The sequence below is a fragment of the Pseudomonas sp. ADAK21 genome (assembly GCF_012935735.1).
Classification (GTDB): Bacteria; Pseudomonadota; Gammaproteobacteria; order Pseudomonadales; family Pseudomonadaceae; genus Aquipseudomonas; species Aquipseudomonas proteolytica.
Genome location: NZ_CP052857.1, coordinates 2,075,666 through 2,100,559, shown reverse-complemented (window position 1 = coordinate 2,100,559; position 24,894 = coordinate 2,075,666). Strand labels below are relative to the sequence as shown.

Annotated in this window: 26 protein-coding genes; 11 read left to right on the top strand and 15 right to left on the bottom strand. The window is 61.5% G+C overall.

Annotated elements, in window-relative coordinates; genetic code table 11:
• Positions 1 to 15 precede the first annotated feature (15 nt).
• The 5 genes from HKK57_RS09705 to HKK57_RS09685 form a co-directional block, all read right to left on the bottom strand.
• The gene (locus HKK57_RS09705) at positions 16 to 2,097 is read right to left on the bottom strand and encodes a diguanylate cyclase (protein WP_169390088.1); all 2,082 of its coding nucleotides are present in this window, start codon (positions 2,095 to 2,097) and stop codon (positions 16 to 18) included.
• The gene (locus HKK57_RS09700; RefSeq protein WP_029290363.1) at positions 2,094 to 2,972 is read right to left on the bottom strand and encodes an endonuclease/exonuclease/phosphatase family protein; all 879 of its coding nucleotides are present in this window, start codon (positions 2,970 to 2,972) and stop codon (positions 2,094 to 2,096) included. Before HKK57_RS09700 ends, HKK57_RS09705 begins: the two co-directional genes overlap by 4 nt.
• 10 nt (positions 2,973 to 2,982) lie before the next feature.
• A complete protein-coding gene (dsbA, locus tag HKK57_RS09695) occupies positions 2,983 to 3,618 on the bottom strand; it encodes a thiol:disulfide interchange protein DsbA (RefSeq protein ID WP_169390087.1) in 636 nt (211 codons plus the stop codon).
• A 187-nt stretch (positions 3,619 to 3,805) separates the two neighbouring features.
• A complete protein-coding gene (locus tag HKK57_RS09690) occupies positions 3,806 to 4,426 on the bottom strand; it encodes a c-type cytochrome (protein WP_070995509.1) in 621 nt (206 codons plus the stop codon).
• A gap of 46 nt (positions 4,427 to 4,472) precedes the next feature.
• Positions 4,473 to 4,763 carry a c-type cytochrome gene (locus tag HKK57_RS09685; RefSeq protein ID WP_029290357.1) on the bottom strand — a complete coding sequence of 97 codons (291 nt, stop codon included), beginning with the start codon at positions 4,761 to 4,763 and terminating at the stop codon, positions 4,473 to 4,475.
• Between the two features lie 192 nt (positions 4,764 to 4,955).
• On the opposite strand from HKK57_RS09685, the gene yihA reads away from it, so the two are divergent.
• A complete protein-coding gene (gene yihA / locus HKK57_RS09680) occupies positions 4,956 to 5,597 on the top strand; it encodes a ribosome biogenesis GTP-binding protein YihA/YsxC (RefSeq protein WP_029290354.1) in 642 nt (213 codons plus the stop codon).
• A 269-nt stretch (positions 5,598 to 5,866) separates the two neighbouring features.
• On the opposite strand, the gene polA is transcribed toward yihA, so the two are convergent.
• The gene (gene polA / locus HKK57_RS09675; RefSeq protein ID WP_029290353.1) at positions 5,867 to 8,668 is read right to left on the bottom strand and encodes a DNA polymerase I; all 2,802 of its coding nucleotides are present in this window, start codon (positions 8,666 to 8,668) and stop codon (positions 5,867 to 5,869) included.
• Between the two features lie 74 nt (positions 8,669 to 8,742).
• Here polA and HKK57_RS09670 point away from each other — a divergent pair, with 74 nt between their 5' ends.
• A complete protein-coding gene (locus HKK57_RS09670) occupies positions 8,743 to 9,033 on the top strand; it encodes a DUF2782 domain-containing protein (RefSeq protein WP_070995511.1) in 291 nt (96 codons plus the stop codon).
• 56 nt (positions 9,034 to 9,089) lie between these two features.
• On the top strand, positions 9,090 to 10,043 hold the full coding sequence (locus HKK57_RS09665; protein ID WP_169390086.1) for a homoserine kinase: 954 nt from the start codon (positions 9,090 to 9,092) through the stop codon (positions 10,041 to 10,043).
• 102 nt (positions 10,044 to 10,145) lie between these two features.
• Here the strand turns inward: HKK57_RS09665 and HKK57_RS09660 are convergent, their stop codons facing one another.
• Complete coding sequence (locus HKK57_RS09660) at positions 10,146 to 11,075, bottom strand: zinc ABC transporter substrate-binding protein (RefSeq protein WP_169390085.1); 930 nt, start codon at positions 11,073 to 11,075, stop codon at positions 10,146 to 10,148.
• A 58-nt stretch (positions 11,076 to 11,133) separates the two neighbouring features.
• Here HKK57_RS09660 and zur point away from each other — a divergent pair, with 58 nt between their 5' ends.
• The 4 genes from zur to HKK57_RS09640 are packed head-to-tail and all read left to right on the top strand — an operon-like array spanning position 11,134 to position 13,936.
• Positions 11,134 to 11,616 (top strand): zinc uptake transcriptional repressor Zur, encoded by a 483-nt coding sequence (gene zur / locus HKK57_RS09655; RefSeq protein WP_029290345.1) that lies wholly within the window; start codon positions 11,134 to 11,136, stop codon positions 11,614 to 11,616.
• Positions 11,616 to 12,398, top strand: coding sequence for a zinc ABC transporter ATP-binding protein ZnuC (gene znuC / locus HKK57_RS09650; protein ID WP_029290343.1), 783 nt, complete (start codon positions 11,616 to 11,618; stop codon positions 12,396 to 12,398). Before zur ends, znuC begins: the two co-directional genes overlap by 1 nt.
• Positions 12,391 to 13,179 (top strand): zinc ABC transporter permease subunit ZnuB, encoded by a 789-nt coding sequence (gene znuB / locus HKK57_RS09645; protein ID WP_029290341.1) that lies wholly within the window; start codon positions 12,391 to 12,393, stop codon positions 13,177 to 13,179. Before znuC ends, znuB begins: the two co-directional genes overlap by 8 nt.
• Positions 13,180 to 13,216: 37 nt before the next feature.
• Positions 13,217 to 13,936, top strand: a complete 720-nt coding sequence (locus HKK57_RS09640) for a PA5502 family lipoprotein (RefSeq protein WP_169390084.1) — start codon at positions 13,217 to 13,219, stop codon at positions 13,934 to 13,936.
• Between the two features lie 95 nt (positions 13,937 to 14,031).
• On the opposite strand, the gene katE is transcribed toward HKK57_RS09640, so the two are convergent.
• Positions 14,032 to 16,203 carry a catalase HPII gene (gene katE / locus HKK57_RS09635; protein ID WP_186351013.1) on the bottom strand — a complete coding sequence of 724 codons (2,172 nt, stop codon included), beginning with the start codon at positions 16,201 to 16,203 and terminating at the stop codon, positions 14,032 to 14,034.
• A gap of 235 nt (positions 16,204 to 16,438) precedes the next feature.
• On the opposite strand from katE, the gene HKK57_RS09630 reads away from it, so the two are divergent.
• Genes HKK57_RS09630 through HKK57_RS09620 form a run of 3 tightly spaced genes read left to right on the top strand, consistent with a single transcriptional unit; the run spans position 16,439 to position 18,944 of the window.
• Positions 16,439 to 17,446, top strand: a complete 1,008-nt coding sequence (locus tag HKK57_RS09630; RefSeq protein ID WP_169390083.1) for a methionine ABC transporter ATP-binding protein — start codon at positions 16,439 to 16,441, stop codon at positions 17,444 to 17,446.
• Entirely contained in the window at positions 17,446 to 18,120 is a 675-nt protein-coding gene (locus HKK57_RS09625) for a methionine ABC transporter permease (protein ID WP_029290333.1), read from the top strand. The genes HKK57_RS09630 and HKK57_RS09625 overlap by 1 nt, the downstream gene beginning before the upstream one ends.
• A gap of 50 nt (positions 18,121 to 18,170) precedes the next feature.
• The gene (locus tag HKK57_RS09620; RefSeq protein ID WP_169390082.1) at positions 18,171 to 18,944 is read left to right on the top strand and encodes a MetQ/NlpA family ABC transporter substrate-binding protein; all 774 of its coding nucleotides are present in this window, start codon (positions 18,171 to 18,173) and stop codon (positions 18,942 to 18,944) included.
• 157 nt (positions 18,945 to 19,101) lie between these two features.
• Here HKK57_RS09620 and HKK57_RS09615 read toward each other — a convergent pair whose 3' ends face one another.
• Genes HKK57_RS09615 through HKK57_RS09595 form a run of 5 tightly spaced genes read right to left on the bottom strand, consistent with a single transcriptional unit; the run spans position 19,102 to position 23,010 of the window.
• Complete coding sequence (locus HKK57_RS09615) at positions 19,102 to 19,737, bottom strand: SCO family protein (RefSeq protein ID WP_029290329.1); 636 nt, start codon at positions 19,735 to 19,737, stop codon at positions 19,102 to 19,104.
• Positions 19,734 to 20,633, bottom strand: a complete 900-nt coding sequence (gene cyoE, locus HKK57_RS09610) for a heme o synthase (RefSeq protein ID WP_029290327.1) — start codon at positions 20,631 to 20,633, stop codon at positions 19,734 to 19,736. The genes HKK57_RS09615 and cyoE overlap by 4 nt, the downstream gene beginning before the upstream one ends.
• On the bottom strand, positions 20,621 to 21,700 hold the full coding sequence (locus HKK57_RS09605; RefSeq protein ID WP_169390081.1) for a COX15/CtaA family protein: 1,080 nt from the start codon (positions 21,698 to 21,700) through the stop codon (positions 20,621 to 20,623). The genes cyoE and HKK57_RS09605 overlap by 13 nt, the downstream gene beginning before the upstream one ends.
• Positions 21,701 to 21,710: 10 nt before the next feature.
• A complete protein-coding gene (locus HKK57_RS09600; RefSeq protein ID WP_169390080.1) occupies positions 21,711 to 22,304 on the bottom strand; it encodes a hypothetical protein in 594 nt (197 codons plus the stop codon).
• Positions 22,270 to 23,010, bottom strand: a complete 741-nt coding sequence (locus tag HKK57_RS09595) for an SURF1 family protein (protein WP_029290321.1) — start codon at positions 23,008 to 23,010, stop codon at positions 22,270 to 22,272. The genes HKK57_RS09600 and HKK57_RS09595 overlap by 35 nt, the downstream gene beginning before the upstream one ends.
• An 84-nt stretch (positions 23,011 to 23,094) precedes the next feature.
• Between HKK57_RS09595 and HKK57_RS09590 the strand changes: the two genes are divergently transcribed.
• The gene (locus HKK57_RS09590) at positions 23,095 to 23,298 is read left to right on the top strand and encodes a twin transmembrane helix small protein (protein WP_029290319.1); all 204 of its coding nucleotides are present in this window, start codon (positions 23,095 to 23,097) and stop codon (positions 23,296 to 23,298) included.
• Between the two features lie 4 nt (positions 23,299 to 23,302).
• Here the strand turns inward: HKK57_RS09590 and HKK57_RS09585 are convergent, their stop codons facing one another.
• Both HKK57_RS09585 and HKK57_RS09580 read right to left on the bottom strand, forming a co-directional pair.
• Positions 23,303 to 24,190: a cytochrome c oxidase subunit 3 gene (locus HKK57_RS09585; protein WP_169390079.1), complete on the bottom strand. Its 888-nt coding sequence runs from the start codon at positions 24,188 to 24,190 to the stop codon at positions 23,303 to 23,305.
• 34 nt (positions 24,191 to 24,224) lie between these two features.
• The gene (locus HKK57_RS09580; protein WP_029290315.1) at positions 24,225 to 24,776 is read right to left on the bottom strand and encodes a cytochrome c oxidase assembly protein; all 552 of its coding nucleotides are present in this window, start codon (positions 24,774 to 24,776) and stop codon (positions 24,225 to 24,227) included.
• Between the last annotated feature and the right edge of the window lie 118 nt (positions 24,777 to 24,894).

Here is a 24,894-nt window from a genome sequence, read left to right as displayed (position 1 = left end):
AAATGGAACAACTTTTCAGGCCGCCTGCACCTGATTGCGTCCCGCCGCCTTGGCCCGATACAAGGCTTCGTCTGCACGCTTGAGTGCCAGGTCGCTGCGCTCGCCCGGCTGAAACTGCGCCATGCCGATGGACATGGTGATGGTCACCCGCTCGCCCTTGAAGTGAAACGGGCACGCCTCGATCGCTGCCCGCAGGCGCTCGCCCAGTTCCAGCGCATCGCCCAGCGCCGAATCCGGCATCAGCAGGACAAACTCCTCACCGCCAAACCGCGCGATGAAATCCGTCGGCCGCAGGCGTTTGTTCAACACATTGGCGATAATCTTCAACACCTTGTCGCCCGCCAAATGGCCGTAGCTGTCGTTGATGCGCTTGAAGTGGTCAAGGTCCAGCATCGCCAGTGACAGACTGTTGCCCTGTTGATGCCAGATATTGACCTCGTACTCCAGGCGTTCGCTCCAGGCCGCACGATTGGGCAAGCCGGTGAGCGGGTCGATCAGCGCTTTCTGGCGCTGGACCTCGAGATGATCACGATAACCCTGGGCCTCCTGCTCCATGCTCGCCACGCGCTCGGCCAAGCCCTGCAGCCGTGCGGCCACTTCATGTTCGCGCTGGTCACGCTGCTTTTGGTGCTCGTCCATGGCGCCCAGCAGCCCCTCAAGATGACTCTCCAACACTTGCTTGAGGTCATCGAGGTCAGCCGCTTCCTGGACACTGCTTTGCAAGCCATCCATCTGCTCACGGATTTGCGTATCCATCTCGCGCGCGGCGCTGCGGCTGTCGGCGTGCCCGTCGCTGGCCGCTTGCAGATTGCTCTGGAAGGCCTCCAGCCGCTCGTTGAGACGCTTGAGGTAGGCCTCGAATTCATGCTGGCCGCTATCGGTAATAGCCAGCATCAATACCGCCAGGTCATCGAGGATCGGCAGCAGTTCGTACCAGTTCAACCCATGGGCCAGGCGTTCGCGCATGGCTTCGGCCTGGGGTCGATGGTGCTCGGGCAGGTCGAGGTCGCCCAACAGGCCGAGCAGGGTGTCTTCGATATGCTTGGCGACGGAACTGTAGGATGGCTCAGGCGAGTCGGGCAGGGCGTACAGCACCTCGCCATCCATCGCGTCAGGGTCAACCTCTGCCGATTCATCATCCAGCACCGGCGGCAACGACAGGCTGCCGATCGCCGTCGGTTGCGGCGCCTCTGGCAGGGCCTGGGGCGCCGCAACCACTGCAAGCGCAGGTTCAGGCGGCGGGGCGAGAATGACTTCGGCGGGCTGGCGCGGCTCCAGTGTTTCCACTACCGCGGCAGGCATCTCAACGGGCAATAACCGGGTCGTAGCAGCCTGCGGCGGTGCTGCCACGCGCTCCTCGACATCAATCTCGGGCGCAACAGTCAGCGCCGCAGACGCAGCCTCCGGCACGGGCTGCTGCGGTGCCTGGGCTTGAGGTGCAAAAGCACGCAGCGCCTGTGCCAGCTCGGGCGCATCCTCAGCGGCCTGGGCGGCAGGACTGGTTTCTACCGCAGGGGCTGGCCGGGAGACCGGGGGAACAGCAGGCTCAACCGGCGCTACCTCCGTACCCACCTCCTTGCCACCAAACAGGCGCTGCAACAAGCCTGGCCGAGCAGGTTCGTCATCCGACTCAAGATTGCTCAGGGCCTGCCCTTGAAGCCCGCTCAACTCACTGAGCAGCAGGGGAATCTCCCGCGCCTGGCCGACGCGGCTGTCCAACTGCTTGGCGAAACTCTTCAGCGGGCGGCTGACTTCCCGCGGCAAGGGCAGCGCCTGCAGTTGCGCAACCAGCGCGGTCAGCGCTGTACTGATCTGATCAACCCGCGTTTCACGGCGCTGCTCGGAGTCCAGTACGGCCTTTTCCAGGCGTGGCAACAGGGCGGCGAGCGCGGCGTCCATGTCATCGCTGCGCACCACATCGCGCATCTCTTTCATACACTGGTCGACCGCCCGGTCCGTGCCTTCGGCCGCCAGCGTGCTGCGCACCAGCCCACGGCGCAGCAAGTCGAGGCGCGCAGCCCAACGGCGTTCGAGCTTTTCTTGTTGCTCGATGCTTAACAGGTATTTCTCTTTCCAGCGCTGGGCTTCGTCGCTCATGCAAGGGATCCGCGAGGGCCGGGGCTCAACGCGGGTAATGCATCAGCCGTGAGCGAACCCGGCAGACGAATCTCTACCGCGACCGGCAGGTGATCGGAAATGGGCTGGGCCAGTACCTGCACGCTTTCCAGGGTCAAGGTCGGGCTTAACAGGATGTGGTCAAGACAACGTTGCGGGCGCCAGCTGGGGAAAGTGGCTTCGACCTGTGGCGCCAGCAGCCCGAGGTCGCGCAACGGAGAATTCTCCAACAGGTCACTGGCGTGGGTGTTCATGTCCCCCATCAGCACCTGGTGTTTGTAATCGCCAATCAGCTCACGGATATAGGCCAACTGCATGGTCCGGGTACGCGCCCCCAGCGCCAGGTGCATCATGACCACCACGAGCGCCTCGGGCCCTTCGCCAAAACGCACGAGAATTGCCCCACGCCCTTTTGGGCCGGGCAGCGGGTGATCCTCGATCGCCCACGGCTTCAAGCGGCTGAGCACACCATTGCTGTGCTGGCCCAAACGACCGAGGTTGCGATTGAGTTGCTGGTACCAGTAGGGGAATGCACCGAGCTGGGCCAGATGCTCGACCTGATTGATGTAGCCCGAACGCAGGCTGCCGCCATCGGCCTCCTGCAGCGCCACCAGGTCGAAGTCACCGAGCAGGTCGCCAATCTTTTGCAGATTGCCGGCCCGCCCCGTGTGGGGCAGCAAATGCTGCCAGCCACGGGTCAGGTAATGACGGTACTTCTCGGTGCTGATGCCAACCTGGATATTGAAGCTCAGCAAGCGCAGCCGGCTGTCCGCCGGCAGGCCGGTGGACGTGAGATGGTGTTCGTTGACCTGCGGATCATGCAGGCCAACGACGCGTTCTGTACCCCAGCGACGCATGGCGAGCCCCTTACTTGGCTGCGCGCTCTTTGGCGATCAACTGGTCGGCAACGTTGAGGGTCGCTTCAGGACCACCGGTGGAGCCGAGGTCAAAGCGGTATTTACCGTTGACGATCAGGGTTGGAACGCCTTGCACGCCGTATTTCTGCGCGAGTTCCTTGGCCTTCGTGATCTGGCCCTTGATGGCAAAGGAGTTGAAGGTGGCGAGGAACTTGTCCTTGTCTACGCCCTGGGTGGCGAGGAAGTCGGCCATTTGATCAGGCTTGGTCAGCGGCTTGCGATCCTTCTGGATAGCTTCGAACACGGCATTGTGGACCTTGTGCTCCACACCCATGGCTTCCAGGGCCAGGAACATCTGGCCGTGGGCATCCCAAGGGCCGCCGAACATGGCTGGGATACGCTTGAAGTTCACATCCGACGGCAGCTTCTCGGCCCAGGGATTGATGGTTGGCTCAAAGGAATAGCAATGCGGGCAGCCATACCAGAACAGCTCTACGACTTCGATCTTGCCGGGCACGGAAACCGGTACCGGATTGGCCAATTCAACATAGGTCTTACCCGCTTCAAGCGGCACGTCGGCGGCTTGGGCGGTCATGCCGAACAGGCTGGCAGTGACGAGAGCGGCGCTGAGGATCAGATTACGCATGCTTTACTCCTGGACAAATAAAGTCGCCTCGCGCGACCTTTTTTATGACAGGTCTACACGGGCATGAGTTCGTTAGTGTAACGGTAGCGACCACAAAAAAGGGCGGCCTAAGCCACCCTTTTTATGCTTGCATCGACAGATTAATCGAGCGTTAACGTTGCCCAGGCAACGTCAGGCCATCCGCGCCTTACTTATGCAGGCCCTGGATGTAGCTGGATACCGCAGCAATGTCTTCGTCGCTCAGTTTGCGGGCGATGGTGCGCATGGTCATGGCATCGCCATCGTTGCTGCGACCGACTTTAGGGTCTTCCTTGCGGAAATCCGTCAGTTGCTTGGCAATGTACTGGGCGTGCTGGCCACCCAGGTGCGGGAAGCCCGCTGCAGCGTTACCCGAACCATCCGGGGAGTGGCAGCCGGTACAGGCAGGCAGGCCTTTTTCCAGGTTGCCGCCACGGAAGATTGCTTCGCCGCGCTCGACCAACGCTTTATCGGCAGCCCCCACGCTGCCGGTCTGGCTGGCGAAATATGCGGCGATATCATCCAGATCCTGATCGGTGAGGTTGGTCAGCATGCCGGTCATTTCCAATACCGTTCGCTTGCCGTCCTTGATGTCGTGCATCTGCTTGGTCAGGTAACGCTCACCCTGGCCCGCCAGTTTTGGGAAGTTGGGTGCCGGGCTGTTGCCGTCCGGTCCATGGCAGGCACCACATACGGCGGCCTTTGTCTGGCCAGCAGTAGCGTCACCTGCAGCATGGGCAACACCAGTGATGCCCAAGGTCAACAGCAGACTCACGATCAATTTGTTCATCAGCTAATCCAATTACGGCTAAAGGTTATAGAGTTATGAACCGGGTCTACTCGCTCATCAAAATAATGATGGCCTGGTAATCCTCGGCACGGCATTCCATGCACAAACCACGCGGCGGCATCGCCTTGAAACCCTGGGTCACGTGCTGCACCAGCGTATCCATGCCTTGCGCCAGTCTCGGCGCCCAGGCTGCCTGGTCACCCCGCTTGGGGGCCGTTGGCAGCTGTCCGGCATGGCAAGCCGCGCAAACGCGGTTGTACATAGCTTCCGGATCCTGTGTAGCCTGCGCACTGTAAAGTGGTACCAGGACACCGACAGCTAGCAGCCACTTGGTCATACGTCGACCTTTTCAGGGTTTGGAAGCGTTATGCGTTCTAATGCGCAATAAAGGTCTATCGCTCCCGTGAACTTCATCCTTCGCTGGGACAAAGCACACACAAAATCTGCGGCATTATATACTGGCGCTACTGAAACGGGAACGACACTACTTGCCGCACCCATTCCCGGCACCGCCCACATCGGAAATCCCATGCAACTCAAGAACCCCATCCTCGGTCTGTGCCAACAGTCCACCTTCATGCTCAGCGCCGCCAAAGTCGACCAATGCCCCGACGACGAAGGCTTTGAAGTGGCCTTCGCCGGGCGCTCCAACGCTGGCAAGTCCAGCGCACTCAACACCCTGACCCATGCCAGCCTGGCTCGTACCTCGAAAACCCCAGGTCGCACACAGCTCCTCAACTTCTTCAAGCTAGACGATGATCGGCGTCTGGTCGACCTGCCGGGCTACGGTTACGCGAAAGTACCTATCCCACTGAAGCTGCACTGGCAGCGTCACCTGGAAGCCTACCTGGGTGGCCGCGAAAGCCTGAAAGGTCTGATCCTGATGATGGACATCCGTCACCCAATGACCGATTTCGACCTGCTGATGCTCGATTGGGCGGTTGCCAGCGGCATGCCGATGCACATTTTGCTGACCAAGGCCGACAAGCTGACCTACGGCGCCGCCAAGAACACCTTGCTCAAAGTGCAGGCCGAAATCCGTAAGGGTTGGGGTGATGCGATCACGATCCAGCTCTTCTCGGCGCCCAAGCGCATGGGCCTGGAAGACGCCTATACCGTACTGGCAGGCTGGATGGAATTGGCCGACAAGGGCACAGAAATCGCCGAGTGACTTTGTTGCGGGCAAAAAAAATCCCGAACTTCGTATGGGGAGGGGAAGTTCGGGATCTAAGTACTCCGGACCGCTAGGGCGGGGTCCAGATATCTGCCAACACTTAACACAACATAGGAGCATTGAAGGGCTTCACCACCCATTCAGTAACTCTGAGTGACTTTTCATGGGTTAAGTTCCGGTGCCCGGAAAAACTATTGGAAATAACTGTGGGCAGTTTCCGATCTATAGGCGTTGCTGCGACTTGATGCCGCAGCAACGCCCTGTGATCAGTGGGCTTCATCCCAGTTGTTACCCACTCCAACCTCAACCAGCAGCGGCACATCCAGTTTCGCAGCACCACTCATGTGCTCACGAATCTTCTCGCTGACTTCGGCCACCAGGTCTTCACGGACCTCGACCACCAATTCATCGTGCACCTGCAGGATGACCTTGGCATCCAGCCCCGACTCCGTCAGCCAGTTATCAACCTTGACCATCGCTTTCTTGATGATATCGGCGGCCGTACCCTGCATCGGCGCGTTGATCGCGGTTCGTTCGGCGCCCGCGCGCTCCTGGGGCTTGTTGGAGTGGATGTCCGGCAGGTACAGCCGGCGCCCGAACAGGGTTTCCACGTACCCCTGATCGGAAGCCTGGGCGCGGGTGCGCTCCATATACTCGCGCACGCCAGGGTAGCGGGCGAAGTACACATCGATATAAGCCTTGGCGGTCTTGGTATCGACACCGATATCCTTGCCCAGCTTCTGCGCACCCATTCCGTAGATCAGGCCGAAGTTGATCGCCTTGGCGCTGCGGCGTTGATCGGACGTGACCTCGCCCAACTCGACCTTGAACACCTCGGCCGCCGTGGCCGTGTGCACATCGAGGTTGTCGCGGAACGCGTTCAGCAAGCCCTCGTCCTTGGACAAGTGCGCCATGATCCGCAGTTCGATCTGCGAATAGTCCGCCGCCAGCAACTTGTAGCCCTTGGGCGCGACGAATGCCTGGCGGATCCGCCGGCCTTCGGCGGTGCGCACCGGGATGTTCTGCAGGTTCGGATCACTGGACGACAAGCGCCCGGTGGCCGCCACGGCCTGGTGGTAAGAGGTGTGGATCCTCCCGGTACGTGGGTTGATCTGCTCTGGCAAGCGGTCGGTGTAGGTGCTTTTGAGTTTGCTCATGCTGCGGTACTGCATCAGTACCTTAGGCAGTGGGAAGTCATCTTCAGCCAGCTTGGCCAAGACTTCCTCGGCGGTCGAGGCCTGGCCCTTGCCGGTTTTCTTCAATACCGGCAGCCCGAGTTTTTCGTAGAGGATCGCCCCCAACTGCTTGGGTGAACCGAGGTTGAACTCCTCTCCGGCGATCTCATACGCCTGGCGCTCCAGTTCCACCATCTTGTTACCCAGCTCGATGCTTTGCACGCCCAGCAGCGCGGCATCGACCAAGGCACCCTGGCGCTCAATCCGCGCCAGCACCGGCACCAACGGCATCTCGATATCCGTCAACACACTGGCCAGGCTCGGCAGCGCAGCGAGTTGTGCGTGCAATGCCAAGTGCAGGCGCAGGGTCACATCGGCATCTTCAGCCGCGTAGGGGCCTGCCTGTTCCAGGGGGATCTGGTCGAACGTCAGTTGCTTGGCGCCCTTGCCGGCAATGTCCTGGAAGCTGACGGTGTCATGCTCCAGGTACTTCTTGGCCAGGCTGTCCATGTCGTGACGGGTCGCGGTGGAGTTCAGCACATAGGATTCGAGCATGGTGTCGAAGGCGATGCCGCGCACGGTAATGCCGTGTGCCGGGTCGCCGCCGATGGCGCAATTGGCCAGGATATTCATGTCGAACTTGGCGTGCTGGCCCACCTTGAGCTTTTGCGGGTCTTCCAGCAGCGGCTTCAAGGCCAGCAGTACGGTATCGCGGTCCAGTTGCTCGGGTACGCCGATGTAGGAATGGGTCAGCGGAATGTAGGCCGCTTCATTGGCCTGTACGGCAAACGAAACCCCTACCAGCTGCGCCTGCTGGGCATCGACACCGGTGGTTTCGGTATCGAAGGCAATCAGCTTGGCGTCATTGAGCTTCTTCAGCCACACGTCAAAACGGGCCTGGTCGAGGATGGTTTCGTACTGCGCTTCGACCGGGGCCAGGGTCTTTGCGGCCTCAGGCTCAGCCGAAGGCTGCACCGGCGCTACGTCGGCAGCCGCTTTAAGCTCGACCCGCTTGGCATCGCGCTGAATCTCATCGATCCAGCTCTTGAACTCCAGCAGGGTGTACAGCTCCAGCAGCTTTTCACGATCAGGCTCGATCAAGTGCAAGTCTTCCAGGCCAACCTCCAGTGGCACGTCGACCTTGATGGTCGCCAACTGGTAGGACAGGAATGCCATCTCTTTGTGTTCTTCCAACTTGGCCGGCAGGGTCTTGGCCCCACGGATCGGCAAGGTCGGGACAATGTCGAGCTGCTCGTAAAGCTCTTTCAGGCCGCCGTTCACACCCACCAGCAAGCCCGAAGCAGTCTTAGGACCAATCCCCGGAACGCCAGGGATGTTGTCGGAGGAATCGCCCATCAGCGCCAGATAATCGATGATCTGCTCGGGAGCGACGCCGAATTTCTCCTTAACGCCGTCGATGTCCATCGCACTACCGGTCATGGTGTTGACCAAGGTAATGTGCCCATCGACCAATTGCGCCATGTCCTTGTCGCCGGTAGAGATCACCACCGGGCGGTCAGCGGCCGCGCTGCTGCGGGCCAGGGTGCCGATCACGTCGTCCGCTTCAACGCCTTCGACGCACAGCAGCGGGAAGCCCAGGGCAATTACGCTCTGGTGCAGCGGCTCGATCTGCACGCGCATGTCATCGGGCATGCTCGGGCGGTTGGCTTTGTATTCGGCGTACATGTCATCGCGAAATGTCCCACCCTTGGCGTCGAACACCACCGCGAACGGGCTGTCCGGGTACTGCTTGCGCAGGCTTTTGAGCATGTTCAGCACGCCCTTGACCGCACCAGTCGGCAGGCCTTTGGACGTGGTCAGCGGCGGCAGCGCGTGGAAGGCGCGGTACAGATATGAAGAACCGTCCACCAGGACGAGGGGGGCTTGGCTCATGAGCAGGATCAACCTTTTCGGCGGGTCAGGCGCTAGAATAGCCGGACCAATGACAACAAAGGGACAAGGTTATCATGCGCACATTCAATCGCCTGCTGTTGACCGGCTTGATTGCACTCGCTCCGATGGCTGCCATGGCGGCAGACGACGCTCCCTCGGGGGACCCGCAAGTCACCATTCGCACGGAAGGCGACAAGACCATCCAGGAATACCGCCAAAATGGCTTCCTGTATGCCATCAAGATTACCCCGAAAGACGCGCCCCCGTATTTCCTGGTGCGCGCGGACGGAACCGATGCAAACTTCATCCGCTCGGACCAGCCGGATATGCTGATCCCTTCATGGAAGATCTTCGAATGGAAATGATTTCTTAATTTCAATCGGCGCTGCGGCCCGTGGCGCCCGTAATGGCAGTTTTAACCATGTCTGTGTTCACCCCCCTGGCTCGGCCCGAGCTGGAAACCTTTCTCGCCCCTTATGGGCTCGGCCGCCTGCTCGATTTCCAGGGGATTGCCGCGGGTAGCGAAAACACCAACTTCTTTATCAGCCTGGAGCAGGGCGAATTTGTCCTGACCCTGGTTGAGCGCGGCCCCGTGGACGAAATGCCGTTCTTCATCGAACTGCTGGACGTACTCCACGACGCCGACCTGCCGGTGCCTTACGCCCTGCGCACCACCGACGGCGTGGCCCTGCGCGAATTGGCAGGCAAGCCGGCGCTGCTGCAACCGCGCCTTGCCGGCAAGCACATCAAGCACGCCAACGCTCAGCATTGCGTGCAAGTGGGTGAACTGCTCGCTCACCTGCACCTGGCCACCCAGGGCGACAAGGTGCTGGAGCGCAAGACCGATCGCGGGCTGGATTGGATGCTCGACGAAGGTGCGCAACTGATCTCGCACCTCGATGCTGAGCAACAGCGCCTGCTGCAAGCGGCCCTGGATGAAATCCAGCAGCACAAGGCACACATCCTCACGCTGCCCCGCGCCAACATTCACGCCGACCTGTTTCGCGACAACGCAATGTTCGAAGGCACCCACCTGACCGGGCTGATCGACTTCTACAACGCGTGCTCCGGCCCGATGCTGTACGACGTGGCGATTGCCCTGAATGACTGGTGCTCGGACGAAGCTGGGGTGATTGACGGCCACCGCGCCCGGGCGCTGCTGGGGGCCTACGCGGCATTGCGGCCGTTCAGCACCGGGGAAGCCGAACTGTGGCCGACGATGTTGCGCGTGGCCTGTGTGCGGTTCTGGCTGTCACGCCTGATTGCAGCCGAGACATTTGCCGGGCAGGACGTGTTGATTCACGACCCCGTGGAGTTCCAGCAACGGCTGGAGCAGCGCCAGCAGGTTGCGATCCAGCTGCCGCTCGCCCTCTAAATGTGGGGCTTGCTCGCGAATGCGGTGTGTCAGCCAAGTAGCGGGTGACTGACACACCGCATTCGCGAGCAAGCCCGCTCCCACATTGGTTTGGCGCTGTGCCTACAGTGAGTCCAGGCACCCTGCCAAATCATTGCCCAGCTTTTCCAGCAACTGTTCATAGCCTTGAGCGGTTGCCGGGGTGTAGCCGCCCAGGGCATCCAATTCCGCCAGTTTCACCGGCAGGCCCGCCACCAGGGTCTCGGCCAGGCGCGGGCGCAATGGCGGCTCGCTGAACACACAGGTCTTGCCCACTTCCTGCAAGCGCGTGCGCATCGCCGCCACATGTTGGGCGCCGGGTTGCACTTCGGCGGCCACGCTGAATACGCCGGTATGCTTGAGGCCATAGGCATCTTCAAAGTAGTCGAAGGCTTCGTGGAACACGAAGTAAGGCTTGCCGGCGATACCCGCCAGGCGCGCCTTGAGGCGCACATCCAGGGCATCCAGGCGAGCGTTGAACCCCTGCAGGTTGCTCTGGTAACGCGCCGCGTTGGCCGGATCGGCCGCGCTCAAGTCCGCCGCCATTTTTGTAGCAATCACCCGCGCATTGACCGGTGATAACCACAGGTGAGCATCCAGGCTTCCCGGACGATGATCGTGATCGTGGTCGTCGGCTTCTTCGCCATGGGAGTGATTATCTTCGGCGAAATGACGCAGTTTGAGCCCCGGCAACTCCTGCACCGCGAATGTCGGCAAGCGGCGGCCCTTGAGCACCCGAGGCAGGAAGCCTTCCATGTCCGGACCGATCCAGTACAGCAGATCCACCGATTGCACACGCCGTACGTCGGATGGTCGCAATGCATAGTTATGGGGCGAGGCTCCCGGCGGCAATAACACCTCTGGAACCGCCACCCCGTCCTGCACAGCGGCGGCAATCAGCTGCAAGGGCTTGATGCTGGTCAGCACCCGAACCTCGGCCTGGGCAGCCCCGGCAATCCATAAACTGGTGACAAATACGACAAAAACGGCAAAAAGTCGGGACACGATGAGCACTCAAGTCAGCAGGAACGGGTAACATAATAACGTCTCTCACAAATATCTGTCGCCGCTCATGCCTAAAACACCGCTTGCCAGCCGTCCCCACGACCACTCTCACTGCGTCCACAACGCACTGTCAGAGGCCGACGCCCTGTGCGCACGCCAAGGCCTGCGCCTGACGGCCCTGCGCCGGCGGGTGCTGGAACTGGTGTGGCAGAGCCACAAACCCCTGGGTGCCTACGACATTCTCGGCGTGCTCAGCGAGCAGGACGGCCGCCGCGCCGCGCCGCCGACGGTGTACCGTGCGCTGGACTTCCTGTTGGAAAACGGCCTGGTACACCGCATCGCCTCGCTAAACGCCTTTGTCGGCTGCAACCACCCGGAACACGCGCACCAGGGCCAGTTCCTGATCTGCCGTGAATGCCACGCCGCCATCGAGCTTGAGCAAAAAAGCATCAGCGACGCGATCATCAAGAGTGCCGGCGATGTGGGCTTCCGAGTCGAAGGGCAGACCGTCGAAGTGGTAGGCATCTGCTCGGGCTGCCAGGGGGCTTGATGAGCACTGCGCTAATCCGCCTGGAGCAGGTCGGCGTCACGTTCGCCGGCCAGAACGTGCTGGACAACATTCACCTGAGCGTCGAACCGGGGCAGATCGTTACCCTGATCGGCCCCAACGGTGCCGGCAAGACCACCCTGGTGCGTGCCGTGCTGGGCCTGCTCAAGCCCGACAGCGGCAGTGTCTGGCGCAAGCCCAAGCTGCGCATCGGCTATATGCCGCAGAAACTGCACGTCGACCCGACCTTGCCGCTTTCAGTGCTGCGCTTTTTGCGCCTGGTGCCCGGCGTGGATCGCGCCCGCGCCCTGGCTGCGCTCAAGGAAGTCGGGGCCGAGCAGGTCATCGACAGCCCGGTACAAAGCATCTCCGGTGGCGAAATGCAGCGCGTCCTGCTGGCCCGTGCCCTACTGCGCGAACCCGAACTGCTGGTGCTCGATGAGCCGGTACAGGGTGTCGATGTGGCCGGCCAGGCCGAGCTCTACAGCCTGATTACCCGCCTGCGCGACCGTCACGGCTGCGGCGTGCTGATGGTCTCCCACGACCTGCACCTGGTAATGAGCACCACCGACCAGGTGGTATGCCTCAACCGCCACGTCTGCTGCTCCGGCCATCCGGAGCAGGTCAGCGGCGACCCGGCCTTCGTCGAACTGTTCGGCAAGAACGCCCAGAGCCTGGCGATCTACCACCACCATCACGACCACGCCCATGACCTGCATGGCGCCGTGGTTGCCGATCCGGCCCCCCATACCCACGTCCACGGAGATAGTTGCAAGCATGGCTGATTTTCTGCTCTACGCCCTGCTTGCAGGCTTGGCTTTGGCGCTGGTGGCGGGCCCGCTGGGTTCGTTCGTGGTCTGGCGGCGCATGGCCTACTTTGGCGACACCTTGTCCCACGCGGCCCTGCTCGGCGTAGCCCTGGGCTTTTTGCTGGACGTCAGCCCGACCATCGCCGTGACCGTTGGCTGCCTGCTGCTCGCCGTGCTGCTGGTGACCCTGCAACAGCGCCAGCCCCTGGCTTCGGACACGCTGCTGGGGATCCTCGCACCCAGCACCCTGTCCCTGGGCCTAGTGGTCCTGAGCTTTATGCATGAAGTGCGTATCGACCTGATGGCCTACCTGTTCGGCGACCTGCTGGCGATCAGCCCCACGGACCTGGCCTGGATTCTCGGCGGCAGCGCGGCGGTATTGATCCTGCTGGTGGCCCTGTGGCGACCGCTGCTGGCAATTACCGTGCACGAACAACTGGCCACCGTCGAAGGTTTGCCCGTGCCGGCGCTGCGCATGACCCTGATGTTGCTGATCGCCGTGGTGATTGCTGTCGCAATGAAGATTGTCGGCGTATTGTTGATCACGTCGCTGTTGATCATCCCCGCCGCCGCCGCCCAGCGTCATGCACGTTCACCGGAACAGATGGCGGTCGGCGCCAGTTTGCTGGGGATGCTTGCCGTGTGTGGTGGCCTGGCGCTGTCCTGGTTCAAGGACACCCCGGCCGGGCCGTCGATTGTGGTCACGGCCGCCGCACTGTTTCTGCTGAGTTTTGTCCTGCCCCGTCGAGGGGTGTAGACTTGCTCGCTTTTTGCGCAATTAGAGAGTCGCAGGAATGAAGCCGTTCACCTCCCGTTATCTGCTCCTTGCCGCATTTTCCCTGCTGCTGGGCGCCTGCCAAAGCACCCCGCCCGTCGCCCCCGAGGTTCCGGACGCGCGCGCTGCGGCCATTGCACAGCTGGAACAAAACCTGGCCAGCAGCGAGCTGGCCACCGCCGAAGACCAACTCGCCGCCCTGCAGGCCCAATCGCCCGACGATCCGGCGCTGGAGCCTTATCAGCGCCAGTTGGCCGAAGCCTATCTGCAGCGTAGCCAGATCGTCCTGCAAAAAGGTGATGTCAACGCCGCCGCCACTGCCTTGAGCCGTGCCCGGGCCTTGATGCCCAAGGCGCCGGCGCTGACGGGCGGAGTCAACAGCGCCATCGCTCACGCGCGCAAAGCCGAGCTGGATAAAGCCGAAGCCGCCCTCAAGGCCGCCGAAGCCAAGCCACCGGCGAAGGTCATCGACCCCGCTGCCGAAAGCACCACGGTTGCGCTGAACCTCACGGATATTCAGCAATTGCGCCATCAACTGGATGCCATCGCCACTGACGTGGTGAATTACCAGTGTGATGTGAACATCCAGGTGCCGCGCACCGAGGATTACCCGTGGCTGAACACGCTGCTGAGCAAACGAGTGAAGCGGATAGATTCAGGGTATGACCTGAAGATTCACCGGCAGATCCTCAAGCATATTCCGGCGCAGGTTGTGCTGATTCCGCGTAAAGCCGACTGACGCCAATCGCGGGCAAGCCCGCTCCCACATTGGAATACATTTCAAATGTGGGAGCGGGCTTGCCCGCGATGGCGCCCTATCAAACAACCAAAAACTTAAGCCGGAACCGCCTTGGCCCGAGGCTCGCGCTCCCAAACCCGATGCTGGGCAATTGCCGCAATAAACGCCTTCAACGCCTTGGCATCCCCGCCAACAATCAAGCCCGCATCCGCCTCCAGCTTCAACACCGCCAACAACTGCTTCGCCTCACCGGCCAAGGCAATCGCCTTCAAATGCTTGTAGGCCTCCAGCAGGTAGTGCAACGCCACACCATCGCCGCTCAATGCCTGGATCGACTTCGCCCCACCCGGCACAAACACCGCGTCGAATGCCACTGACGGCAAACCTTCCATCGAGGCATCCACCGCCAGGCTCTTGCCATCGGCCGTGGTCACCGGCGCCGAGGTCGGCCCAAGCAATTTGGCATGGGCCCCTTCTGCGGCCAGCGCCTTTTTCAACGCTGCGATGGCTGCACCATCAACACCATTGGCCGCCAGGATCGCCACCTTGCGCGTCTTGATACCCCCTGGCAGCAGGTTGGCCTGGCTCAAGGCCGGCGAGCGCTCTGGCGCGGTCTTGCGCACTGGCACGGTGCCTTTTTTCGGCACCGGCAGGCCCAGGTTCTGCGCCACGCGCTTGGCCAGCTCCAAGTCGATGTTGGCCAGGATCTCATTGACCTGGCGCGCCCGGATAAACTCACGCTCGACCTTACCCAGCTCAAAGCTGTAGGCCGCGATGATGTGCTCCTGCTCGTGCTTGCTCATGCTGTTGAAAAACAGGCGCGCCTGGGAAAAGTGATCGCTGAATGACTCACTGCGCTCGCGGATTTTGTGCGCGTCGATGCGCTCCGGGTAAGATTCGAAACCGCCGTCCTGCGCGGCCGGAGGCGTTTCCTTCGGCCAGCCGCCGTCGATGGAATTCGGCTCGTAAGCCGCACGGCCTTTGTCGATGGTGCTGCGGTGCATGGCATCGCGCTGGTTGTTATGCAGTGGCGTCACCGGTTGGTTGATCGGCAACTGGTGAAAGTTCGGGCCACCCAGACGGCTGATCTGCGTGTCGGTGTAGGAAAACAACCGACCTTGCAGCAGCGGGTCATTGGAGAAGTCGATACCCGGCACGATATGGCCTGGGCAGAAGGCGACCTGCTCGACTTCCGCGAAGAAGTTATCCGGGTTGCGGTTGAGCACCATCTTGCCCAACGGGGTGATGGGCACCAATTCTTCGGGAATCAGCTTGGTCGGGTCGAGGATATCGAAGTCGAAGGCATGCTCTTTATCCTCGGGAATAATCTGCACCCCCAGTTCCCACTCCGGGTAATCGCCCATCTCGATGGCGTCCCACAGGTCGCGACGGTGGTAATCGGTATCCTTACCCGCCAGTTTCTGCGCTTCGTCCCACACCAGGGAACAGGTGCCCGCCGTCGGCCGCCAGTGGAATTTGACGAAGTTGGACTTACCCTCGGCATTGACCAGGCGGAACGTATGCACACCAAAACCCTGCATGCTGCGCAGGCTCTTTGGGATGGCGCGGTCGGACATCGCCCAGATCACCATGTGCGCCGATTCCGGCTGCAGCGAGACAAAATCCCAGAACGTGTCGTGGGCCGAGCCGCCGGTAGGAATTTCGTTGTGCGGCTCAGGTTTTACCGCATGCACGAAGTCAGGAAACTTAATCGCGTCCTGAATGAAAAATACCGGCATGTTGTTGCCCACCAGGTCGAAGTTGCCTTCTTCGGTGAAGAACTTCACGGCAAAACCACGCACGTCACGCACCGTATCGCCCGAACCACGTGGGCCCTGCACCGTGGAAAAACGCGTGAACACCGGGGTTTTATGGCCAGGGTCACGCAAAAAACCCGCCTTGGTCAGCGCCGAGTGGTTTTCATAGGTCTGGAAGTAGCCATGGGCGCCAGTGCCGCGGGCGTGCACGATGCGCTCCGGGATCCGCTCGTGGTCAAAGTGCGTGATCTTTTCACGCATGATGAAATCTTCCAGCAGCGAAGGCCCGCGTGCGCCGGCTTTCAAGGTGTTCTGGTTGTCGGAGATTTTCACCCCCTGATTGGTGCGCAGCGCCTGGCCAGTGGCATCCGAGCGGGATTTTTCCAGGCTTTGCAGCTTGGCATTGGTGTTGCCACGGTCCAGGGTATCGGTGCCAGCAAGCTCGCTCTTGGGCGCCTGGGCAGGTTTCTTGGTACTCATCAGACAAAACTCCTCGTTTGCGTAGGCCAGAGCGGTCCCTGGCTCGTTTGAGCAAAACCCCGGGCACGGCACCCGGGAAATCGAGTTGCTTAAGTAGTGACTGACACGGTTTTTGACCGTTCCTTTTTTATGACCTTTGATCGCGTTATTGCCAAATCGCTGGTTGAATACGAAATAAATGCTAAGAAACACTAGATGGACAGGCTAAAATGCGCGCCCGGCTAACCGCTGATCCCTTTTCAATGCGCCCCACAAGGTTCGCTACGTGATCGAGTTTCATAACGTCCATAAAACCTACCGGGTCGCCGGTAAGGATATCCCCGCCCTGCACCCCACCAGCCTGCGCGTCGAGAACGGCCAGGTGTTCGGCCTGATTGGCCACTCTGGTGCGGGAAAAAGTACTCTGCTGCGCCTGATAAACCGCCTGGAAGAACCTTCGGGCGGCCAGATCAAGGTCGACGGCGAAGAAGTCACCGCCCTGGATGCCAATGGCCTGCGCCGTTTCCGGCAGCAGGTCGGGATGATCTTCCAGCACTTCAACCTGCTGGCCTCCAAGACCGTCGCCGACAACGTCGCGCTGCCGCTGACCCTGGCCGGTGAGTTGTCGCGCCGCGAGATCGATGCGCGCGTGGCCGAACTGCTGGACCGGGTTGGCCTGTCCGACCATGCCAAGAAGTACCCGGCGCAGTTGTCCGGCGGCCAGAAGCAGCGCGTCGGCATCGCCCGCGCCCTGGCCACCAAGCCAAAAATCCTGCTGTGCGACGAAGCCACTAGCGCCCTTGACCCGCAGACCACTGCCTCGGTCCTGCAACTGCTGGCCGAGATCAACCGCGAGCTGAACCTGACGATCGTGTTGATCACCCACGAGATGGACGTGATCCGTCGTGTCTGCGACCAGGTCGCGGTGATGGATGCCGGTGTGATCGTCGAGCAAGGCCCGGTCGCCCAGGTGTTCCTGCACCCCACGCACGCGACCACCAAACGGTTCGTGCAGGAAGCCGAGCAGGTCGATGAAGGCGAACAACGCGATGCCTTCGCCCATGTACCAGGCCGCATCGTGCGCCTGACGTTCCAGGGCGAAGCGACCTACGCGCCCCTGCTGGGTACCGTCGCCCGCGAAACGGGTGTGGACTACAGCATCCTGGCCGGTCGCATCGACCACATAAAAGATACCCCTTACGGGCAACTGACCCTGGCCATCACCGGCGGTGACATGGAAGCGGCATTCGCACGCTTTACCGCAGCCGATGTGCACATGGAGGTCCTGCGTTAATGGACGTGTTACTGCATTACTTCGACAACGTCGACTGGGCTGATATCTGGGTAGCCACCAGCGACACCATGCTGATGCTCAGCACCTCGCTGTTTTTCACCGTACTGGTGGGCCTGCCGCTGGGCATCCTGCTGTTCCTGTTCAGCCCACGCCAGTTGCTGGAGCAGAAAACCACCTATGCCGCCCTGGCCTTCGTGGTCAACGCCATCCGCTCCTTGCCGTTTATCATTCTGCTGATTGTGATGATCCCGACGACGGTATTCCTCACGGGCACGTCGCTTGGCGTGGCCGGTGCGATTCCGCCGCTGGTGGTGGGCGCTTCGACGTTCTTCGCCCGGCTGGTGGAAACCGCCCTGCGCGAGGTCGATCGCGGCATCATCGAGGCGACCCAGGCCATGGGCGCGACCACCCGACAGATCATCACCAAGGCGCTGCTGCCCGAGGCAAAGCCGGGCATCATTGCGGCAATCACTGTGACCGCCATTGCCCTGGTGGGCTACACCGCCATGGCCGGCGTAGTAGGTGCCGGCGGCCTGGGCGACCTGGCGATCCGTTATGGGTACCAGCGTTTCCAGGATGACGTGATGGTCGTCACCGTGGTGATGTTGATTGTGCTGGTGCAGATTCTGCAAACCATCGGCGATAAGCTGGTGACACACTACTCTCGAAAATAACGGCCATTACCGGCGCCCGCCGGCAGATGCCCGAACAAGGAGCTTGTTGGATGAAAAAACTACTGGTTGCTTTCGCCGCGGTTGCCGCGTTTTCCGCCCATGCCGCCGAGACCCTGACGGTCGCCGCCACGCCGGTGCCCCACGCTGAGATCCTTGAGTTCGTGAAGCCGGCCCTGGCCGCGCAAGGCGTGGACTTGAAGGTCAAGGTGTTCACCGACTACGTGCAGCCGAACGTACAAGTGGCCGAGAAGCGCCTGGACGCCAACTTCTTCCAGCACCAGCCGTACCTGGATGAGTTCAACAAGGCCAAGGGCACTCACCTGGTGAGTGTGGCCGGCGTACACCTGGAGCCGCTGGGTGCGTACTCCAGCAAGTACAAAAAACTGGCCGAGCTGCCGGACGGTGCCAACGTGGTCATCCCCAACGACGCCACCAACGGCGGCCGCGCGCTGTTGCTGCTGGCCAGCAAGGGCCTGATCACCTTGAAGAACCCGACCGATATTCTGTCGACCATCAAGGACATCACCGGCAATGAAAAGGACCTGAAATTCCGCGAACTGGAAGCCGCCACCCTGCCACGCGTGCTGACCCAGGTCGACCTGGCGCTGATCAACACCAACTACGCCCTGGAAGCCAAGCTGGACCCTGCCAAGGATGCCCTGGCGATCGAAGGCAACGATTCGCCTTACGTCAACATCCTGGTGACCCGCGAGGACAACAAGGATTCGGACGCGGTGCAGAAACTGGTCAAAGCCCTGCACACTCCCGAGGTGAAGAAATTCATCGACGAGAAGTACAAAGGCGCAATCCTGCCGGCGTTCTGATCGAGCACTATCGCCAAAACACTGGAGATCGAATGTGGGAGCTGGCTTGCCTGCGATAGCGGTGGATCAGCGACCAAAAGGCTGGCTGACCTGACGCTATCGCAGGCAAGCCAGCTCCCACACTTGACCTGTGTTGTCAGCTGGATTTGCTCCAGAACTAGTTACGCTGCAACAACCCCGGCAACTGCGCCACCAGCTTCTGGTTGTTCAACGGCGCACGGATAAACCCACGCTGAGTGCCATCCGGGCCGATCAAGGCCAGGTTGCCGCTGTGGTCGACGGTGTAGTTCGGCTTGCTGGTATCGGCCGGAATGAACGGAATGCTCACCGCATTCGACACCTTCTGCACATCCTCCACATTCGCGCCGGTCAGGCCTGCAAATTGCGGATCGAAGTAGCCCAGGTATTGCTTGAGCTGCGTCGGGGTATCGCGATGCGGGTCAACGCTGACCAGGATCACCTGCAGCTTATCCACCACGTCCTTGGGCAGCTCGCTCTTGATCTGGCGCAGCTGGGCGAGGGTGGTCGGGCAGATGTCCGGGCAGAAGGTGTAGCCGAAGAACAGCACACTCCACTTGCCCTTCAACTCGTTGACCAGCACCGGCTGGCCGTCCTGGTTGGTCATGGTCACCGGCGGCAACTGGCGGCTTTGCGGCAGCAGGATAATGCCCGCGTCGATCAATGCCGTAGGGTCGCCCTGGCCCTTGCCGGACAGTACTTTATTGACGGTCAGGCCCATGACCAACGCCACGATGGCCACCAGGATAAAGACAGTTTTTTGAGTTCGAGTCATAGGTTCAACAATAAGTAGTGGTCTACGAGCAGGGCGATAAATAGCAGGAACAGGTACCAGATAGAGTACTTGAAGGTATTGATCGCCGCGTGCGGCCGACTGCCACGGTACAGCACCCAGGCCCATTGCAGAAAGCGTGCGCCCAGAACCAGTGCACAGCCCAGGTACAACAGCCCGCTCATGTGGATCACATAGGGCATCAGGCTCACCGCCAGCAGCGCGAAGGTGTAGAGCAGGATATGCACCTTGGTGTAGTGCTCGCCGTGGGTCACCGGCAGCATCGGGATATCGGCCTTGGCGTACTCCTCCTTGCGATGAATGGCCAGGGCCCAGAAGTGCGGCGGGGTCCAGGCAAAGATGATCAGCACCAGCAGCAATGGCTCGGCACTCACATGGCCGGTGACCGCCACCCAACCGAGTAACGGCGGCGCCGCGCCGGCCAGGCCGCCGATCACGATGTTCTGCGGCGTCGCGCGCTTGAGGAAGCCGGTGTAGATCACCGCATAGCCCAGCAACGAGGCCAGCGTCAGCCAGGCCGCCAATGGATTGGTAAAGGCCAGCAACAAGCCCAGCCCGGCCACCGCCAGCGCCAGGGCAAATGTCAGCGCGGCGACCGGGGACACCCGGCCTTCGGCCAGCGGCCGCTTGTGAGTACGCGCCATCAGCGCATCAATACGCCGGTCCACCACATGGTTCACCGCCGCTGCGCCACCAGCGCACAGGGCAATCCCCAGGTTGCCGAAGATCAACACCGTCCACGGCACACCGGCGCGGGTGGCGAGAAACATGCCCACCAGCGAGGTGATCAGCATCAGCACCACCACCTTGGGCTTGGTCAGCTCCAGATAGTCACGCCAGATCGCCTGGCTGTGACGCTCGCCAATCAAGGTCGCCATGGCATCTCTCCTTTAAGGGTGATCAGGCCCGAAACGTGTTTGCGCGGGCTGAAGCGCCAACCGAACGGCACTTGATGGCGGACCCGCACCAGGCTGGTACGGGCGTGGTAATTGACCAGCACCAGGGTCAGCAGCAGCGCTGCACCGCCGGCGTTATGGGCGACCGCCACCGGCAGCGGCAAATGAAAGTACACATTGCTCAGGCCCAGGCCGATCTGCACGGCGAGCGCCACCAGCAGCAACCCGGCGAGGCGCGTCATGCCCACCGCCTTGAGCTGCCAGGCCAGCCCCAGTAGCACCACGGTGACGGCCAGCGCGCCCATGCGATGGGTCAGGTGAATCGCCGTGCGTGCGTCGCTGTCCAGTTGCCCACCCAGATAGTTGGGGCCGATATGCTGGGTCAGGTGAAAGCCATTGGCAAAGTCCGCCGCCGGCCACCACTCGCCATGGCACGTCGGCAAGTCGATACAGGCCACCGCCGCGTAGTTGGAGCTGACCCAACCACCCAGCGCCACCTGCCCGATAACCAACACCAGGCCCGCCGTGGCCCAGTACTGCAAGCGCCTGGGCACGATCAGCGCCGGCAACACCCCGGACAAACGCAGGGTCAGCAAAAACAGCAGGCTCAACGTCGCAAACCCGCCGAGCAAATGCCCGGTGACCACCTGCGGCCAGAGCTTGAGCGTCACCGTCCACATGCCAAAGGCCGCCTGGGCGAAAACCACCGCCAGCAGGAACAGCGGCAGCTTCAAGGGTTGCCCCGGGTGCCGGCGATGGGTCCAGGCGCGAGCGGCCAGCAACGTGATCAGCAGCCCAAGGGTGCCTGCGGCGTAGCGGTGGATCATCTCGTTCCAGCCTTTGTCGGCCTCCACCGGCGTATCCGGGAAATGCAGCTCGGCATGGGCCAACTGGGCCTCGCTTTTAGGCACGCTGATAAAGCCGTAGCAACCCGGCCAGTCCGGGCAACCGAGGCCGGCATGGGTCAGGCGGGTGTAGGCGCCGAGCAACACGACAATCAGCGCCAGCAGGGTGGCAAACAGCGCGAGGCGAAATCCAGGTTTGGCCATGACGATGCCCTTATCCGATATTCGACAGTTTCAGCAGATGGCGCAGGTCGTTGAGCAGATCCTTGCCCTTGACCCGCGCGTCATAGCGCAGCACCAGGTTGCCGTGGGGGTCGACGATCCACAGTTGGGCATCGCCGGGCGCGGCAGCGTTTTGCTTGAAGGTCGACAGGTCCAGGGGCAAACGCTGCAACTGCGGATATTCGGCTTTCAGCTTGGTCTCGTATTCGGCACTGAGCGGCTGCGCACTGGCCAGGGCATGGCTGGCGCGGGACGCATCACGGCCCAGGCCGATCTGCAGTTGGCGCGCGAGGTAGACCAATTGCTGGCAATCGGCGGCGCAGGCTGCGGGGGCGGTCACCAGCAATTGCCAGCGCTGCTCGTCGGCCTGCACGCCGATATCGGTGCGGGTCTGGCCATTGCCGATCATCTCGCCGTGATCACTGCGGTTGTCCGGCACCCAGAACTGCAACTTGTACATCAGGGTCGCCAGCACCATCGGGCCGATCACCATCAGCAGGATCAGGATCAATTGCCAGCGCCCCTTGCGCCGGTTGGGCGCCGCTGGCGTGTCAGACATGTTGAGTGGATTCATGGCCGCTCCCATGGTGCTTCTCCCTTGCGTTGTGCCATCCGAGGTAGAGGTAAAGGCCCAGCAGCGCCAACGCCATGGCGAACCACTGCACGGCATACCCCAAGTGTTTTTCCGGCCCCATGGCCACTACCGGCCACTGGGTTTCATAGGTCGCAGGGCCGGCTTCGGCCCGCAATTCAAAGGCAAACCCGCTGCGGCCCAACTCAGCCCAAAGCACCTGTGGATGCAGCGCCGTCAGCAAGCGTGGCCATTGCGCGGCGGCCGGGTCGGCATGCAACTGGAACGTCTCGCCCGGTGCGACATACACCCAGGCATTGATATTCAAAGGCTGGTCGGGCGTGGTGAAGGCCGGCGGCGTGCGTCGATCCGGCCACGCCAGCCAGCCGCGATTGAGCAACAGCCACTGGCCGCTGGCCTGGTCATGAAAGGGTTGCAGCAACTCGACGCCGGCCTTGCCGTCACGCATGCGGTTATCCAGCAGCACGCTGTGCCCGGCATCGAACTGCCCGCGCAACTGCACCCGGCGAAAGGCCGGGTCAGCCACCCCATCCAACTGTTCAACACTGATAGGCGGCGCCGCCCGGCGCTCGGCATAACTCTGTAGCAGCGCCTGTTTTTCCTGGCCACGGGACAGTTGCCAGAAACCCAGGAACACCATCAGCGGCAGCAGCACGAGCACCACCAGCGTCGGCGCAATCCCGGGGCGAAAGGGTTTCATGGCGTTGCCGCAAAGGTGGGTGCTGCGCTGGCTATACTGAATCTCATTGCCCGCCCCTCAAAAAAACAGCCCTGGAGCCTGACCATGCTCAAAGCCGCTATTGCCCTGATGCTGATCGCTACCGTTGTGAGCCTGTTCAGTGGCTTGTTCTTTCTGGTCAAGGACGAAGGCCACTCCAATCGCCTTGTCACTGCCTTGACCGTGCGCGTGGTGCTGGCCGTGATGACCCTGGCGTTGATCACCTGGGGGTTCTTCAGCGGCCAGCTGGTTTCCCACGCGCCCTGGTAAGTCGCTACAGCACGTAGACGAAGAAAAACAAACCGATCCACACCACATCCACAAAGTGCCAATACCAACTGGCCGCCTCGAAGCCGAACTGGTGCTCGGCATTGAAATGCCCCTTGAGGATGCGCATCAGCATCACGAACAAAATGATCGTGCCGATGGTCACGTGGGCGCCGTGAAAGCCGGTCAACATGAAGAAAGTCGCGCCATACACCCCCGAGCCCAGGGTCAGGCCCAGCTCTTTGTAGGCGTGGATATATTCCTCGGCCTGGAACCCCAGGAACGCCACCCCCAGCAACACGGTGAGCGCCAACCAGATTTTCAGCGCGCCGCGATGGCCCTTGCGCAGGGCGTGGTGGGCGATGGTGATGGTCACGCTGGAACTCACCAGCAAGATGGTGTTGACCAGCGGCAAGCCCCACGGGCTGATGGTGCCTTCCGGCGCCGGGAACAGCTTGGGGTCGGGGTTGTTGAGCAACGGCCAGGCGAACTCGAAATTCGGCCACAGCATGTGCGCAATGCCCTTGGAGCCTTCCCCGGCCAGCCACGGCGCCGACATATGCCGCACATAGAACAGCGCACCGAAGAAGGCGATAAAAAACATCACCTCGGAAAAGATGAACCAGGTCATGCCCCAGCGAAACGAGCGGTCCATCTGTGCGCTGTACAACCCGGCGCGGCTTTCCTTGATCACCGCGCCGAACCAGCCAAACATCATGTAGGCCAACAGCAGGCTGCCGATGAAAAATATCAGGGGCCCGTGGGATTCCGGGCGCGCAGCCTTGAGGTCGTTGAACCACACGCCCAGGCCATACACGGTGATCAGCAGCCCAAACGTGGCAATTATTGGCCACTTGCTTTGCGCTGGTACGTAGTACGTATCATGAGTCGACATGTATCCGTTCTCCTAATCGAGCCCGCAGGCACGCCTAGCCGCCGGTATGGACAGCCACGGGCGGTTGGCGCGCAGTGATATCGAACAGCGTGTACGCCAGGGTCAAATGCTTCACATCCTTGGGCATGTCGCGGTCGACAATGAAGCGCACCGGCATCTCGATGCGCTCCCCCGGCTGCAGCACTTGCTGGGTGAAGCAAAAACACTCGGTCTTGTGGAAGTACATCGCCGCTTCGGCCGGGGAAATGCTCGGGATCGCCTGGGCCGTCATCGGCTTGTCGCTGGGGTTGAAGGCCACGAACACCATCTCGTTGACCGCGCCAGGGTTGACCACGATTTCGTCGGCCTTGGAGTGGAACTCCCAGACCATATCGATGGCATTGGTCGACAGAAACTGCACCCGCACCTGGCGCGACGGATCGACTACCTGTGAGCCTTCGTACTGCCCGGCAGTCTTGCCGTTGATGCCGAAGGCCTTGCACATCACGTCGTAGATCGGTACCAGGGCGAAGCCAAAGGCGAACATCGCCAGCACCAGGATCAGCAGGCGCGTGACCAGGCGGTTGAGGGGCACGGAATCAGCCATGGCGCCCACCCCCGCGTGACGGTTCTGTAGGAGCGAGCTTGCTCGCGAAAAACCACAGCGCGCCGCGTTTATCCAGGCAACCCGCGTTATCGCTCACGCCCTTCGCGAGCAAGCTCGC

Coding starts and splice junctions, on each gene's coding strand:
- HKK57_RS09705 (WP_169390088.1), bottom strand. CDS start 2,097: ATGAGCGACGAAGCCCAGCGCTGGAAAGAGAAATACCTGTTAAGCATC.
- HKK57_RS09700 (WP_029290363.1), bottom strand. CDS start 2,972: ATGCGTCGCTGGGGTACAGAACGCGTCGTTGGCCTGCATGATCCGCAG.
- dsbA (WP_169390087.1), bottom strand. CDS start 3,618: ATGCGTAATCTGATCCTCAGCGCCGCTCTCGTCACTGCCAGCCTGTTC.
- HKK57_RS09690 (WP_070995509.1), bottom strand. CDS start 4,426: ATGAACAAATTGATCGTGAGTCTGCTGTTGACCTTGGGCATCACTGGT.
- HKK57_RS09685 (WP_029290357.1), bottom strand. CDS start 4,763: ATGACCAAGTGGCTGCTAGCTGTCGGTGTCCTGGTACCACTTTACAGT.
- yihA (WP_029290354.1), top strand. CDS start 4,956: ATGCAACTCAAGAACCCCATCCTCGGTCTGTGCCAACAGTCCACCTTC.
- polA (WP_029290353.1), bottom strand. CDS start 8,668: ATGAGCCAAGCCCCCCTCGTCCTGGTGGACGGTTCTTCATATCTGTAC.
- HKK57_RS09670 (WP_070995511.1), top strand. CDS start 8,743: ATGCGCACATTCAATCGCCTGCTGTTGACCGGCTTGATTGCACTCGCT.
- HKK57_RS09665 (WP_169390086.1), top strand. CDS start 9,090: ATGTCTGTGTTCACCCCCCTGGCTCGGCCCGAGCTGGAAACCTTTCTC.
- zur (WP_029290345.1), top strand. CDS start 11,134: ATGCCTAAAACACCGCTTGCCAGCCGTCCCCACGACCACTCTCACTGC.
- znuC (WP_029290343.1), top strand. CDS start 11,616: ATGAGCACTGCGCTAATCCGCCTGGAGCAGGTCGGCGTCACGTTCGCC.
- znuB (WP_029290341.1), top strand. CDS start 12,391: ATGGCTGATTTTCTGCTCTACGCCCTGCTTGCAGGCTTGGCTTTGGCG.
- HKK57_RS09640 (WP_169390084.1), top strand. CDS start 13,217: ATGAAGCCGTTCACCTCCCGTTATCTGCTCCTTGCCGCATTTTCCCTG.
- HKK57_RS09625 (WP_029290333.1), top strand. CDS start 17,446: ATGGACGTGTTACTGCATTACTTCGACAACGTCGACTGGGCTGATATC.
- HKK57_RS09620 (WP_169390082.1), top strand. CDS start 18,171: ATGAAAAAACTACTGGTTGCTTTCGCCGCGGTTGCCGCGTTTTCCGCC.
- HKK57_RS09615 (WP_029290329.1), bottom strand. CDS start 19,737: ATGACTCGAACTCAAAAAACTGTCTTTATCCTGGTGGCCATCGTGGCG.
- cyoE (WP_029290327.1), bottom strand. CDS start 20,633: ATGGCGACCTTGATTGGCGAGCGTCACAGCCAGGCGATCTGGCGTGAC.
- HKK57_RS09605 (WP_169390081.1), bottom strand. CDS start 21,700: ATGGCCAAACCTGGATTTCGCCTCGCGCTGTTTGCCACCCTGCTGGCG.
- HKK57_RS09600 (WP_169390080.1), bottom strand. CDS start 22,304: ATGGGAGCGGCCATGAATCCACTCAACATGTCTGACACGCCAGCGGCG.
- HKK57_RS09595 (WP_029290321.1), bottom strand. CDS start 23,010: ATGAAACCCTTTCGCCCCGGGATTGCGCCGACGCTGGTGGTGCTCGTG.
- HKK57_RS09590 (WP_029290319.1), top strand. CDS start 23,095: ATGCTCAAAGCCGCTATTGCCCTGATGCTGATCGCTACCGTTGTGAGC.
- HKK57_RS09585 (WP_169390079.1), bottom strand. CDS start 24,190: ATGTCGACTCATGATACGTACTACGTACCAGCGCAAAGCAAGTGGCCA.
- HKK57_RS09580 (WP_029290315.1), bottom strand. CDS start 24,776: ATGGCTGATTCCGTGCCCCTCAACCGCCTGGTCACGCGCCTGCTGATC.